This is a genomic window from Pseudomonas shiyinii, assembly GCF_056725765.1.
The window spans coordinates 3,435,055-3,448,642 of the sequence record NZ_CM161522.1 but is presented as its reverse complement, the minus strand read 5'-3'; the positions used below and the strand labels follow the sequence as shown (position 1 = coordinate 3,448,642).

8 protein-coding genes and 2 pseudogenes are annotated in these 13,588 nt (G+C 64.3%); 4 read left to right on the top strand and 6 right to left on the bottom strand.

What is annotated here, in order from left to right; genetic code table 11:
• Positions 1–698 precede the first annotated feature (698 nt).
• From ACXHGZ_RS15460 to ACXHGZ_RS15440, 5 genes and pseudogenes are all read right to left on the bottom strand, one after another.
• A complete protein-coding gene (locus ACXHGZ_RS15460) occupies positions 699–2,468 on the bottom strand; it encodes a phosphoethanolamine transferase CptA (RefSeq protein ID WP_480460494.1) in 1,770 nt (589 codons plus the stop codon).
• A gap of 120 nt (positions 2,469–2,588) precedes the next feature.
• Entirely contained in the window at positions 2,589–3,536 is a 948-nt protein-coding gene (locus tag ACXHGZ_RS15455) for a cation diffusion facilitator family transporter (protein WP_480460493.1), read from the bottom strand.
• Positions 3,537–3,656: 120 nt separating this feature from the next.
• Positions 3,657–4,169: pseudogene (locus ACXHGZ_RS15450) on the bottom strand (methyl-accepting chemotaxis protein); the annotation flags it as partial.
• A gap of 393 nt (positions 4,170–4,562) precedes the next feature.
• Positions 4,563–5,564 (bottom strand): annotated as a pseudogene (locus tag ACXHGZ_RS15445) (PDC sensor domain-containing protein); the annotation flags it as partial.
• 283 nt (positions 5,565–5,847) lie between these two features.
• Positions 5,848–7,200 (bottom strand): APC family permease, encoded by a 1,353-nt coding sequence (locus ACXHGZ_RS15440; RefSeq protein ID WP_480460491.1) that lies wholly within the window; start codon positions 7,198–7,200, stop codon positions 5,848–5,850.
• Positions 7,201–7,705: 505 nt separating this feature from the next.
• On the opposite strand from ACXHGZ_RS15440, the gene ACXHGZ_RS15435 reads away from it, so the two are divergent.
• Both ACXHGZ_RS15435 and nadA read left to right on the top strand, forming a co-directional pair.
• Positions 7,706–9,214, top strand: a complete 1,509-nt coding sequence (locus tag ACXHGZ_RS15435) for a YdgA family protein (RefSeq protein WP_480460489.1) — start codon at positions 7,706–7,708, stop codon at positions 9,212–9,214.
• A gap of 251 nt (positions 9,215–9,465) precedes the next feature.
• On the top strand, positions 9,466–10,524 hold the full coding sequence (gene nadA / locus ACXHGZ_RS15430; RefSeq protein WP_084854500.1) for a quinolinate synthase NadA: 1,059 nt from the start codon (positions 9,466–9,468) through the stop codon (positions 10,522–10,524).
• A gap of 110 nt (positions 10,525–10,634) precedes the next feature.
• On the opposite strand, the gene ACXHGZ_RS15425 is transcribed toward nadA, so the two are convergent.
• On the bottom strand, positions 10,635–12,071 hold the full coding sequence (locus ACXHGZ_RS15425; RefSeq protein ID WP_084854501.1) for a M48 family metalloprotease: 1,437 nt from the start codon (positions 12,069–12,071) through the stop codon (positions 10,635–10,637).
• Positions 12,072–12,189: 118 nt separating this feature from the next.
• Here ACXHGZ_RS15425 and ACXHGZ_RS15420 point away from each other — a divergent pair, with 118 nt between their 5' ends.
• Together ACXHGZ_RS15420 and ACXHGZ_RS15415 are read left to right on the top strand one after the other, a co-directional pair.
• Positions 12,190–12,429 (top strand): sulfurtransferase TusA family protein, encoded by a 240-nt coding sequence (locus ACXHGZ_RS15420; RefSeq protein WP_480460486.1) that lies wholly within the window; start codon positions 12,190–12,192, stop codon positions 12,427–12,429.
• Between the two features lie 21 nt (positions 12,430–12,450).
• The gene (locus ACXHGZ_RS15415; protein WP_480460484.1) at positions 12,451–13,521 is read left to right on the top strand and encodes an AI-2E family transporter; all 1,071 of its coding nucleotides are present in this window, start codon (positions 12,451–12,453) and stop codon (positions 13,519–13,521) included.
• The last annotated feature ends 67 nt before the right edge of the window (positions 13,522–13,588 follow it).

Sequence of the window (13,588 nt, the reverse complement as noted above, 5' to 3'; positions counted from 1 at the left end):
GAGTTTTTTGTTCTTGTTCTGTCCTGGCTGGCGCGTCGTGCTTCGCGCGGGCCAGGCTGTACGGCCCAAGGTTCAAGAATTCGCTCGCCATCAATGGCGGGCGAATTCATTGACCGGGGTCAGTATCGGCGTGCGAAGTGCTGCCCAACAAACGACCTTTAGGCACTAAATCATTCTGTTTTGGAATGAAGTCGGCGAAGGATGAGTTTTATGATGACTAATTGGTCATATGGCGAAATGCCGGTTTAGAGCGTCTGTGCGGGGATGTGTTGCGTCAGAATGTAACGTGCTTGTGTCGCTTTGAGCGTTTTGACGATCGGATCTATCAAAATGACAGGAAAAAAATTCAGTTTATTAGGGCTGTAGGTGTGGGTTTTTAAAGCGATCGTCTCGGTAGCTTCGGTGGCCTGGAAGATCGAGCGCCGCCCGCGCGGCGCATCGCGAGCTGCGCTCGCTCCTACGTTTGTTTACGGCCAGTACTGCCTGTGACAAGCGCGCGCGACCGCCTGGTTCGTACGACACAATCTCGCGTCTGGCGCCAAAGCGTCCGCGCGAAAATGCCACAGGATGGATTGGCCCGAACAAATGTAGGAGCGAGCGCAGCTCGCGATGCGCCGCGCGGGCGGCGCTCGATCTCTCAGGCACCGCCTGCCTAGGATTTGCCACAGCGATAGGGCCGCGACGCGGCCCCGGGGGGATCAGCCTTCGTGGGGCTGGGCGCGGCTGGTGATGGCGGCTTTCTGTTCGTGCACGGCCTTGTCCTGCGGCAGCTGGTCGAACTCGCGCAGGCCGTCTTTGCGATACGGGTCGCCGATCCAGCGCGGCGCCACCAGGAACTGCGGGCTCACCAGGCTCTTGGCCGGCTCGAAACGGTCATAGCTGAGCCCGGCGAGGTCGGACAGGGTATGGATCAGGTGCGAGCTGCTGTAAGGCCGGTCGGTCATCGCCTGCAGGTCGCGAGGGTGCTCGGCTTGCCAGCTTGGCGAGGTCCATAGCAGGAACGGGATGGTGTACATCGGCCGGGTCGGCGCGTTCTCGTTGCGGCCCAGGCGATCGTGGTCGCCGGAGCTGTAGACGTCTTCACCATGGTCGGAGAGGTACAGCAGGAACCCATTGGGCGTCGACGCCGAGTAGCGCTGGATCAGGCTGGAGACCACGTGGTCGTTGTACAGCACTGCGTTGTCGTAGAAGTTGTAGGTTTCCACCTGGCTGGGGGACAAGCCAGCAGGCACGCCCTGGCTGTCCTTGAAATGCTCGTAGGCATCCGGATAGCGGTAGCGATAGTCCATGTGGGTGCCCAACAGGTGGACGATGATGAACTTCCTCTGCGCCGGGTCCTGCAGTGCCTTTTCGAACGGTGCGAGCACCACTTCGTCATACTGGCTGGCGTTCTGGTTACGCTGGTTGTTCAGGTAGACCGGCACATCCGTCTGCTGGGAGAAGGTGGTCAGCATGGTGTTGCGCTTGGTCATCGTCTGCTGGTTGGTGATCCAGAAGGTTTTATAGCCCGCCTGTTTCATCAGGTTGATCAGCGAAGGGTCGGTCAGGAAGCGATCCGGGTTCTTCTGGTCGCCGAAGGTCAGGATCTGCTGCATCACTTCGATGGTATAGGGCCGTGGCGACACCACGTTGCGGAACACCGTCAGTTGCTTGTCCTTGCTGGCCAGGGCGTCGAGGTTGGGTGTGGTCGGCCGGTCGTAGCCATACAAGTGCATGTGTTCACGGGTGGTCGATTCGCCCAGCACCAGCACCAAGGTGCGCGGCGCGTCGCCGCTGCTGTCCTTCAGGCCCTGCAGGGGTGGCAGCGAGGCGTTCTGCTCGAGCAGCTTCTGCATGTTGTCCAGCTGCTGGCGGTATTGCTGGTAGCCGACCAGCAACTGCCAGGGCACCGCAGGCTCCATGCGTAGCTGGACCTTTTCCAGCGCATCGGCAAAGTTGCGTTCCTGGGTCACCATCTGTTTATAGAAGGGGTAGACCAGGTTCGCCGCCAGCAGCAGGACCACCAGCGGCGCCCGGCTGCGCAGGGGCAGGGTGACCGGGCGCACGCGCTTCCACAGCAGCACCGCCACAACGGTATACAGCAGCAGCGCCAGGCACAGCCCGACACTGAAGTACTGGCTGAAATATTCCCCGGCTTCGGCGGTGTTCGATTCGAACATCACGAAGATCACGCTCTGCGAGAACTCCTGGCGGTAGATGCCGAAGTAGCTCAGGCCCACCAGCGAGGCGGCCCAGAGCACAATGCCGATCACCGCGCTCAAGGTGCGGGTGTGGCGCGGCAGCAGCAATACCGGGGCGAACCACAGGGTGCTGAGGAAAAGCGAGTCTCGGAAGCCGGAAAACCCGGTGGTGCCGCTGAACATCAGCAGCGCCTGGGTGACGCCGGAGAAATACCAGAAGAACAGCAAAAGCCAGCCCAGGCCGGCCCAGTCGATGCCTTTTCGCGTTGTTGGGGTAGTGCTTGCCACATGCGCCTCGTCGAACCTTGATGACAGCCGGGTGTGCCGGCTGCCGGAAAGGCTGCGACGCTAATGGAGCGGCTGTGAAAATAACGTCAACCGTTCATGGAAAAAGCGGTGGCCTGGCACCTATTCGGCCCATTCCGGATCGCCGGTGAATACCACCGTGAGCCAACGGTCCGGCCCTTCGCCGCCAATGGCTTCGCCGATCTCGTCGCGCAGGGCGTCCCACTCGGCGATGGTGCGGGCGGCCATGGTGGTCGGCACGATGAAGTACAGCTCGATCTCCCGCGAGCGACCGACCTTGGCCACATAGGCGCGGTACGACTGCAGGCCGTGCCGCCCGACGAAGGCCTGGGCCACGTCATCGACGTGTTGCTTGAGGTCGCTCGGGGTCACCAGGAACATTTCCGCCAGCGCCTGGCGCACCACCGACATCGGCAGCGGGATGATCACCAGGCACACCAGGGCCAGCACGGCCGGGTCGATGTAGGGCGAAAGCCAGGCCCACTCGGTGCCTTGCACCAGGTAGCCGAAGCAGAAGGCGACCAGCAGGGCGGCGGTGATGCTGGCCGACATCACCCAGCCCTTGACGTCCATGCGCACGAAGTCCGAGCCCAGCGTGCGGTTGGCGCGGGCCTCGGCGATGGCGATGGCCAGGCAGGCGACGACGGTGACTGCGGCATACACCAGGGCGACACCGAATTCCAGGTCGCGGCCGCCTTCGAGCAGGCTGCTGATGGCGTTGATCAGGGCGTAGGCCGCCACCCCGGTCAGCAGGATGCCGTTGAGCGCCAGGACCATCGGCTCCAGGTGCCAGAAGCCCATGGTGAAGCGCTCGCGCAGCTTGCGCGACATGCGCTCGGCACGGGCGTGGGAGGTGATCAGCTTGACCACCACCAGCGACAACCCGCTCATGCTGGCGTCCACCAGCGAATAGACACCATCGAAGACGATCGAGAACGAGCCTGACGCCAGGCCGAAGGCGATGCCGATCACGGCGATGAACAAAGTGACGGCGATGGACGTGCGTAGCACGCCCTGTTCGCTCGTCAGGTCGAAAAGCGGTTTTCCCATCATGGGCTCCCTGTCTGATTTCACCGTCCCCCTGTAGGAGCGGGCTTGCCCCGCGATTGACCGCGAATGCAGGCTCGGCCCAATCGCGGGGCAAGCCCGCGCCTACAGGGAAAGCAGTGGCTATACCTTGAACTGTTCCATCAAGGCTTGCTGCTGGTTGGCAAGCTGGTTCAGCGCCTGGCTGATCCGCGCCGACTCGTCAGCCTGGCCCGACAGCGACTCGGTCACATCGCGGATGCCGGCGACGTTGCGGTTGACCTCCTCGGCCACCGCGCTCTGCTCCTCGGCCGCCGAGGCGATCTGCAGGTTCATGTCACTGATCACCGCCACCGCTTCGCCGATCCGCTGCAGGGCAGGCAGGGCCTGTTCCATGCGCGTGGCGCTGTCCCGGGCCTGGCGCTGGCCTTCGTGCATGGCGCCGACCACATCATGGGTGCCCTGCTGCAGGCCTTCGATCACCTGGCGGATTTCCTCCACCGAAACCTGCGTGCGCTGGGCCAGGCCGCGCACCTCGTCGGCGACCACGGCGAAGCCGCGACCGGCCTCGCCCGCGCGGGCGGCTTCGATGGCCGCGTTCAGCGCCAGCAGGTTGGTCTGCTCGGCGATGGCGCGAATCACCTCGAGCACCGTGCCGATCTGCTCGCTGCGCCCTGCCAGGGCGCGTGCCTGGTCCATGGCGCTGTCCATGTCTGCCACCAGCCGATCGATGGCTTGGCGGGTCACGGCCACCAGCTCCAGGCCTTCGTGGGTGGCCTGGTCAGCGCCGCGTGCGGCCTGGGCCGCCTGGGAAGCATTGCGGGCAACGTCCTGGGCGGTGGCGCTCATCTCGTTGGCGGCAGTGGCCACCTGTTCGATTTCCCGCCGCTGTTGCTGCATGCCGCCGCTGGTCTGGCTGGCGATGGCCGCAGACTGGTCGGCCGTGCCTCGGGCCTGCTGGAGCGAGCCCTTGACTTGGGCGATCACCGGCTGGAGCTTGTCGAGGAAGCGGTTGAACCAGCCGCTCAACTGGCCCAGTTCGTCCTCGCGGGTGTAGTCCAGGCGTCGGGTCAGGTCGCCTTCACCGCTGGCGATGTCGCGCAGGCGTTCGGCCACGGCGAGGATCGGCCGGGTCACGCCGCGGGCGGTCAGCCACACCAGCAGCAGGCCGAGCACGGCTGCCGCAAGGCCGACCAACAGGCTGGTGAGGTTGGCGGCCTGGTTGCGTGCGTCCAGGCGTTGGTTGAGGGCCACCGCAGGTGCCTGCAGCACGGCCTCCGGCAGCTCCAGCAGCACCTGCCAGGGCGTTGCCTCGGGAATCGGTGCGAATGGGCGGGAGATGCGCATCAGGCCGTTCTCGAGCTGTTCCACCGGCTGGCCGGCGGCCATCGCGGTCGCAAGTTCACGCGCCTGTTCGCCGTAGGCCTGGGTCACCGTCTTGCTCAGTTGTGCGTTGTCCTGGCTGTGGCCAGCCAGAAGGCCTGCGGGGCTGACGATGCTGACCTGGCCCTGGCCGTCGAACAGCTCCTGGCGGCCTGCCAGACTCAGTTGCTGCAGGTTGTCCAGGCCAATGTCCAGGCCGACCACGCCGACCACCTGGCCGTTGTCCAGCAGCGGCAGGGCGATGCTGGTCATCAGCACCTGGCGGCCGTTGACCTCGTCGAAATATGGGTCGAGCACGCAGGGCTTGGCGGTTTCCAGCGGGCAGGTCAGCCAGCGGTTGTAGGGCGAGCCATTGGCCGCGGTGCTGGTGTCGGCCAGCATCGATTCGGGCATGGTCTCCGACTCCAGTGTCCCGGGGCTGGGCTGCGACCAGTACAGCGAATAGCGCCCGCTGTCGTTGCTGCCCTGGGCATCCTGGCCGATGAAACGGGCGTCCTGCTGGTCCAGTGCGTTGGGCTGGAACACCAGGTACAGGCCAATCAGGTCGCGGTTGCCGGCCAGGGCCGCGCGGGCCTGGGCGCTCAATTCGGCGCGCAGGTCGTCGCCGCCGCGGGCCCTGAGTACCTGCACCAGGCGGGCGAAACCATTGCCGTACTGGTAGGCGTCCATGAAATAGCGCTGGATGCGCAGGGCCTGGGTTTCGGCATGGGCCTGCAGGCGCAGGCGGGCGCTATGGTCCAGCAGCTCGGTATTGGCCTGGAAGACCTCGGTCGCGCTGCGTCGGGCCTGGGTCAGGGAAGTGGCGACCAGCAACGCGACGATCGCCAGCAGGCACAGGCCGGCGAGCAGGGTGATTTTCCACTGGATGGAGAGGCGGCGCAGGGACATGGGAGCTTTCCTTCTCGTCAAGGACAACGCCCGCGTCAGGCGCGGGCGTTGTCGGCAGGCAGTCTCATTCGGCCATGTAGCTCGGTGGCGATACCCGGAATGCCTTGGTCAACCAGGCAAGGTATAGCACGCCGGCCAGCGCCCAGACGCCGCCGAACAGCAACGAATGTACGTCCAGGTTCAGCCAGAGCCTGGCGATGATGCAAAAGCCGATGGTGGGCAGTACCAGGTACTTGAACTTGTTCGCCAGGCCTTGGTTCAAGCCTTCTCGCAGGTAGCAATGGCTGATCACCGAGAGGTTGACGAAGCTGAAGGCCACCAGTGCGCCGAAGTTGATGATCGAAGTGGCAGTCACCAGGTCGAAGAAGATCGCCGACAGCGCGATCAGGCCGACCACGGCGATGTTCAGCACCGGCGTCTTGTAGCGGGGGTGCAGGCGGGCAAACAGGCCTTGGGGGATCACGTTGTCGCGGCCCATCACGTACAGCAGGCGCGAGACGCTGGTCTGCGACGCCAGGCCTGAGGCGATGGTGTTGATCACGGTGCACACCAGGAAGATCGACTGGAACAGTTTGCCGCCGACATACAGGGCGATTTCCGGTAGGGCGGCTTCCTGGTCGTGGAAGCGTGCCATGGTCGGGAAATAGGCCTGGATGTAGAACGAGATGAAGATGAACATCGCGCCGCCGATCAGGGCGACCAGGAAGATCGCGCGGGGGATGACCTTTTCCGGCTGGCGGGTTTCTTCCGAAAGCGTGGTGACCGCGTCGAAGCCCAGGAACGAGAAGCATAGCACGGTGGCGCCGGCGATCAGGGTGTTGAGCTGGGTCTGGTCGTTGGCGAACGGCACCAGTGTCCAGCTGGTGCCCAGGCCTTCACCTTGGTTCAGGCCGCGAATGCACAGGTAGGCGAACACCGCCATGATCACCACCTGTACGGCGACGAACAGGCCATTGAAACTGGCCACCAGGTTGATGCTGCGCATATTGATCAGGCTGATCAGGGTGACGAAGCCTGCCACCCAGACCCATTGTGGTACTTCCGGGAACATGGCCGAGAGGTACAGCTTGGCCAGCAGGGCGTTGATCATCGGCAATAGCAGGTAGTCCAGCAACGAGGCCCAGCCCACCAGAAAGCCCATGTGCGGGTTCATGGCGCGCTGGGTGTAGGTGTAGGCCGAGCCGGACTGTGGGAAACGGCGTACCAGGGTGCCATAGCTCACCGCAGTGAAGAGGATGCCCAGCAGCGCCAGGATATAGGCGCTGGGCACGTGACCGGCGGTGATGCCGGAGACGATGCCGAAGGTGTCGAACACGGTCATCGGGGTCAGGTAGGCAAGGCCGATGATGACCACCTGCCACAAGCGCAGGGACTTGCGGAACTGGACGTTGCCGTTGGCGCTGTGGTCAGTCTGCATGCGGGCGGCGCTCCTGGAGCTGGACGACAGGCACGGTGTACGGCAGGCACGGCAAGGGCGAGCGGGTGGGCTCCATGTTGTTCACCTTTTGTTGTAGGAGCGGATCGGGGCGCGACGAGCGTTTGTATCAGGGCTGGCAGGGCCTGTACGTCGAAGGCGGCGCGTGGGGGTTGGGTCGGACGGAGGTCATGATCGTCGGCGCGGTTCTTCTTCGTTTGTAGGCGCTGGGTGGGTGTGAAAAATAAAAAACGAAGGGCGAGTTTGTGTCAAGTGAAACGTGACAAGATGTAACATTAGTGAAGATTTATCGTTATTTTTATAGATTGACAGCCTTTTTGTAGGGTTTATCGATATTTAGGCCGATGTTTGTGTTCGTAAAAATTTACGATTCGGTGTTTCGCGCGTCACGGGTCGGGCATCAGGTTGCCAGCAGTGATAATCTTCGCCTCCCGCGTGGCGTCGCCCGCTGCGCATCCGCCCTTATGGACAGCAATCGGTTCTATTCATGAAGAAATCAGTAGGCATTCTTTCCGGCCTGGCCGTTGCCATCGCCCTCGCCACCACCGCCGGCGCCTGGTACACCGGCAAGCAGCTGCCCGCGGAGCTCGAGCGTTCCGTCGCCCAGGGCAACGAGGAATTGAAAAAGGCCATGGCCGGCACGGGCGGCAGCATGACCGTCGAGCTGGTCTCGCTGGAACAGCACTTCTTCACCAGCACCGCCCACTACCGGCTCAAGGCCCAGAATGTCTGGCTCGGCGAAGGCGAGCCGCTGAACTTCGACCTGGGGGTGACCGACCAGATCGAGCATGGCCCGTTTCCTTGGTCGCGAGTCAAGCGCCTGAACCTGGCGCCGGTCATGGCCACCAGCAACAGCCAGCTGGACAAGGACGATTTCACCGCCTCCTGGTTCGCTGCTGCGGGCGATCAGTCGCCGGTGACCGGCCAGGTGAGCCTGGGCTACGACGGCAGCCTGTCCAGCGACATCCGCCTGGCGCCCCTGAAGCTCAGCGAAGATGACGGCAGCAGCCTGGACTTCTCCGGCATGCGTGTGCTGCTGCGGGGCGACCGCAAGGGCCAGGCGGTGCGCATCGATGGCAAGGCCGAGCGCCTGGAGATGAACCTGGTCGGTGCCGACCAGGCGCCGGTCAAGTTCCTGCTCAATGGCTTCAAGGTCACCGGCGACCTCAAGGGCACCGGCCATGACCTGGTGTATGTCGGCAACTTCGACATGGCGCTGGCCGAAACCCAGGTCACCCTGGGCAACAGCCAGGATGTCCTGGTGCTCAAGGGCCTGGAGCAGAACAACCGCTACGATGCCGAGGGCGAGGATAAGCTGTCCGGCCGCCTGGAATACAAGGTCGCCGACATCACCTATGCCGGGCGTGCGGTGGGCAGCGGGCAGATGGTCTGGAGCATGAAGTCCCTGGACATCCCGGCCATGCAGGCGCTGATCGCCTGGTACCAGACCCGCATGCCGGACATCCAGCAGGCAGCCGCGCAAGGTGAACAGTTGCCCGCGCTCGACCTGAGCCCCGAGGAGCAGGCCAAGGTCCAGGCCGATGTGCAGAAGATGCTCGCGGCCAAGCCGCAACTGGCCCTGGAGAACCTGTCGTTCAAGACCGCCAATGGCGAGAGCCGCTTCAACCTGGCGGTCGACCTGGCCAGCCCGGCATCCTTCGACCTGCCGGCCGACCAGCTGGGCAAGCAGATCGTCACCCGCCTGGAGGGCAAGCTGTCGGTGTCCAAGCCGATGGTTGGGGACCTGGCGACGTTGCAGGCGCTGCTCGATGGGCAGACCGACGCCCAGGCCATTGCCCAGCAGTCCAGCCAGGCCGGGGAAATGGTCGGCATGATGGCGCTGCAGAGCGGCATGGCCACGGTGGAGGGTGATAACGTGGTCACTCGTCTGGACTACGCCGATGGCATGGTCGACTTCAATGGCCGCAAGATGACCGTCGAAGAGTTCGCCATGCTCCTGAGCGCTCACCTGGCGGCACTGTCGCCGCAAGGCTGAAGCCTATCCTGCGAGGTCTTGCCCCACGAGAGGAGCGGGGCAGACCGACGCCGGGCTCCGGTCGCTGCCCCGGGCTACAAAAAGCCCTTTTGCATTGCCTCGATTGTCTGTAGCCTTCGGCCTCCGATAATACGCCGTGCCCGCAGGTGGGCCGCGATGGCCAGGCTGGCCATCCGGCACCTTCAGCCAACCTGCCAGGGCCGGGTGATACACTCGAGTGACGCGCATATGCGCCCGCAGGTCCCGTGATCATGACCCAGATTTCCGAACGCCTGTTGGTTCAAGCCCATCTTGACGCCAAGCAGCCCAACCCGCTGACGCCGCAGCAGGAGGCCGAATACCGTGCGGCCATTGCGGCCGAGCTCAAGGCCCAGAACGCCGTTCTGGTCGCCCACTACTACTGCGACCCCGTGATTCAGGCCCTGGCCGAGGAGACCGGTGGTTGCGTATCCGACTCCCTGGAGATGGCCCGCTTCGGCAAGAACCACCCCGCCAGTACGGTGGTGGTGGCCGGTGTGCGCTTCATGGGTGAGACGGCGAAGATCCTCACGCCGGAAAAACGCGTGCTGATGCCCACCCTGGAAGCCACCTGTTCCCTCGACCTGGGGTGCCCGGTGGAAGAATTCTCGGCGTTCTGCGACCAGCACCCCGAACGCACCGTGGTGGTCTACGCCAATACATCGGCGGCAGTGAAGGCGCGGGCCGACTGGGTCGTCACCTCGAGTTGCGCCCTGGAAATCGTCGAAAGCCTGATGGACAACGGCGAGACCATCATTTGGGGCCCCGACCAGCACCTGGGCCGCTATATCCAGAAGCAGACCGGCGCCGACATGCTGCTGTGGGATGGTGCCTGCATCGTCCACGAGGAGTTCAAGTCGCGCCAGCTGGCCGACATGAAGGCGCTGTACCCCGATGCGGCCGTCCTGGTCCACCCGGAGTCGCCGGAGTCGGTGATCGAGCTGGCCGATGCGGTGGGTTCCACCAGCCAGTTGATCAAGGCTGCCCAGACGCTGCCGAACAAGACCTTCATCGTCGCCACCGACCGGGGCATCTTCTACAAGATGCAGCAGCTGTGCCCGGACAAGGAGTTCGTCGAAGCGCCGACCGCCGGCAACGGCGCGGCGTGCCGTAGCTGTGCGCACTGCCCGTGGATGGCGATGAACACCCTCGAGCGCACCCTCGACTGCCTGCGCAAGGGCAGCAACGAGATCTTCGTCGACCCGGCGTTGGTGCCCAAGGCGATCAAGCCGTTGAACCGGATGCTGGACTTTACCCAGGCTGCACGGTTGAAGTTGTCCGGTAACGCCTGAGCCGACACCCAGCGAGGCTGCTTTGCAGCCCTTTCGCGGCACAAGGCCGCTCCTACAGGGGGGACGCTAACCCTTGTAGGAGCGGCCTTGTGCCGCGATGGGCCGCAGACCTAGCGCCCCATCATCTCCTTGACCATCCGCTGCTGCTCCAGGATCTCCCGCTGGCGCTGGTCGATCTGCGATGCCAGCGGGAAATTGCTGCCCGCACGGCGCTTGGCGTAGTCCAGCTGCTGGATGGCCTGGTCGAAATCGCCCACTAGGGTGAAGTACTCGGCGCGGGCCCGGTGCAGGCCGATGGTGTTGCCCGACAACCCGCGCACTTCGGCCACGTCGTACCACACGTCCGGGTCGTAGGGGCGGCGCTTGATCAGGTCGTCCAGCACCTTCTCGGCTTCGGCCGGGCGGTTCTGCTTGATCAGCAGGTCGGCGCGGACCTGCTGCAGCGGGTAGTTGCTCGGGTACAACGCACGCAGGCGCTCGACCCGCTGCTGGGCATCGGCCAGGCGGTTGTTGGTGATGTCCAGGTCGACCTGGGCCAGGTTGTAGGTGATGTCGTTCGGCGCCTTGGCCAGCAACGGTTGCAGGTTGGCCCGCGCTTCGTTGAGCTGGCCGCCCTTGATCTGCGCGATGGCCAGGCCGTAGCGCGCGGCGTCGAGTTTCGGGTCTTCGTCGAGCTGGGCGCGGAAGCGCTTGGCGGCAAGGCCTGGCGTGCCTTCATAGATCAACGCGACGCGGGCGCGGATCAGCTGGTAGCGCGCGCTGTCCTCCACGCCGCCCTTGGGGGCCTGCTCGGCACGGTTGCGGGTGTCGGCGATACGCGACTCGGTGACCGGGTGGGTGAGCAGGAATTCCGGAGGCTTGGCGTCGTAGCGGTACTGGCGGGCCAGGCGCTCGAACATGGTGGGCATGTTGCGCGGGTCGTAGCCGGCCTTTTCCAGGTTCTGGATGCCGATGCGGTCGGCTTCCTGTTCGTTCTGCCGGGAGAAGCGACGCTGCTCCTGGATGGCTGCGGCCTGGGTGCCGGCGATCACGCCGATGCCGGCATCGCCACCACCGCCTGCCGCCAGCACGATACCGGCCAGCAGCGCCGCCATCATCGGCAATTGCATGCGCTGCTGGGCCTCGACGCCGCGGGCGAAGTGGCGCTGGGACAAGTGCGCCAGTTCGTGGGCCAGCACCGAGGCGTATTCGCCTTCGGTCTGGGCGTTGAGGAACAGGCCGCCGTTGACCCCGACGATCCCGCCTGGCGCCGCGAAGGCGTTGAGCTCGCGGCTGTCGATCAGGATGAACTCCAGGCGCCGGTCCTGCAGCTGGCTGGTCTCGGCCAGCTTGTATACGCTGGTCTCGACGTAGTCCTTGAGCTGCGGGTCGTTGAGCTGGTTGACCTGGCCGCGCAGCAGGCTCAGCCAGGCCCGGCCCAGTTGATGCTCCTGCTGGGGAGATACGATCGCGGAGCTGGCATCACCCAGTGACGGCAGGTCGTCGGCATGGCCGGGCAGGGCCATCAGGCAGGCCAGCGTCAACAGGGTAGGGCGCAGTAGATTCATGCACGAAGCTCGCGTCGGTCAAAAAGCCTACTGTAGCCGGCTCACACGTTGGCGACCAGTGGCGTTATCCTACCGAACTTGTCTGCAATGCAAGATTGCCCCGCCAGGAGATTACCGGATGATTGACACCCCGACCTGCGACGCCGAGCTGGATGCCAGCGGGCTGAACTGCCCGTTGCCGCTGCTCAAGGCGAAGATGGAACTCAACCGCCTGGCCAGCGGCGCGGTGCTCAAGGTGATCGCCACCGATGCCGGTTCCCAGCGCGACTTTCGCACGTTTGCCCAGCTCGCCGGTCATACGTTGCTTCGTGAAACCGCCGAGGCCGGCATCTATACCTACTGGCTGCGCAAGGCCTGAGCCCCACCCCAAGGATCGTCAATGTTCAAAGTGCTTCGCGACTGGATGCAGCGCTACTTCTCCGATGAGGAGGCGGTGGTGTTGGCGGTCCTGCTGTTCCTGGCCTTCACCGTGGTGCTGACCTTGGGCGGGATGCTCGCGCCGGTATTGGCCGGCATGGTCCTGGCCTTCCTCATGCAGGGCCTGGTCAATGCGCTGGAGCGTCTGCACGTGCCGACCCGGCTGGCCGTGTGGATAGTGTTCGCGCTGTTCATGGGCGCCCTGGCGGTGTTCATGCTGGTGCTGGTGCCGCTGCTCTGGCACCAGTTGATCACTTTGTTCAACGAGCTGCCGGGCATGCTGGGCAAGTGGCAGTCGCTGTTGCTGTTGTTGCCCGAGCGCTACCCGCATCTGGTATCGGACGAGCAGGTGCTGCGCGCCATCGAGTCGGTGCGCGGCGAGATCGGCAAGTTCGGCCAGTGGGCGCTGACCTTCTCCCTGTCGAGCCTGCCGCTGCTGGTCAACGCCATGATCTACCTGGTACTGGTGCCGATCCTGGTGTTCTTCTTCCTCAAGGACCGCGAGCTCATCGCCCGTTGGGTCAGCGGTTACCTGCCGCGCCAGCGCACCCTGCTGAACCGGGTGGGCGACGAGATGAACCGGCAGATCGCCAACTACATCCGCGGCAAGGGCATCGAGATCCTGATTTGCGGCATCGCCACCTACATCGCCTTCATCAGCCTGGGGCTCAACTATGCGGCGTTGCTGGCCTTGTTGGTGGGGTTGTCGGTGGTGGTGCCCTATGTCGGGGCGGTGGTGGTGACCGTGCCGGTGACCTTGATCGCGCTGTTCCAATGGGGCTGGGGCGATCAGTTCATCTACCTGATGGCCGTGTACGCGATCATCCAGGCACTCGATGGCAATGTGCTGGTGCCGTTGCTGTTCTCCGAGGCGGTCAGCCTGCACCCGGTGGCGATCATCTGTGCGGTGCTGCTGTTCGGCGGGCTGTGGGGGTTCTGGGGGATCTTCTTCGCCATCCCGCTGGCGACGTTGTTCAAGGCGGTGCTGGATGCGTGGCCGAGGCAGGAGCCTAGCGTTTCACCGATGCTTTGAAGTGGCTGGGGCCGCTTTGCGGCCCTTTCGCGGCACAAGGCCGCTCCTAAGAAGCGCGCAATCCTCT

Excerpts from the sequence above, each read along its gene's own strand:
- nadA (WP_084854500.1), top strand. The coding sequence starts at position 9,466 with ATGACCCAGATTTCCGAACGCCTGTTGGTTCAAGCCCATCTTGACGCC.
- ACXHGZ_RS15415 (WP_480460484.1), top strand. The coding sequence starts at position 12,451 with ATGTTCAAAGTGCTTCGCGACTGGATGCAGCGCTACTTCTCCGATGAG.
- ACXHGZ_RS15425 (WP_084854501.1), bottom strand. The coding sequence starts at position 12,071 with ATGAATCTACTGCGCCCTACCCTGTTGACGCTGGCCTGCCTGATGGCC.
- ACXHGZ_RS15435 (WP_480460489.1), top strand. The coding sequence starts at position 7,706 with ATGAAGAAATCAGTAGGCATTCTTTCCGGCCTGGCCGTTGCCATCGCC.
- ACXHGZ_RS15455 (WP_480460493.1), bottom strand. The coding sequence starts at position 3,536 with ATGGGAAAACCGCTTTTCGACCTGACGAGCGAACAGGGCGTGCTACGC.
- ACXHGZ_RS15440 (WP_480460491.1), bottom strand. The coding sequence starts at position 7,200 with ATGCAGACTGACCACAGCGCCAACGGCAACGTCCAGTTCCGCAAGTCC.
- ACXHGZ_RS15420 (WP_480460486.1), top strand. The coding sequence starts at position 12,190 with ATGATTGACACCCCGACCTGCGACGCCGAGCTGGATGCCAGCGGGCTG.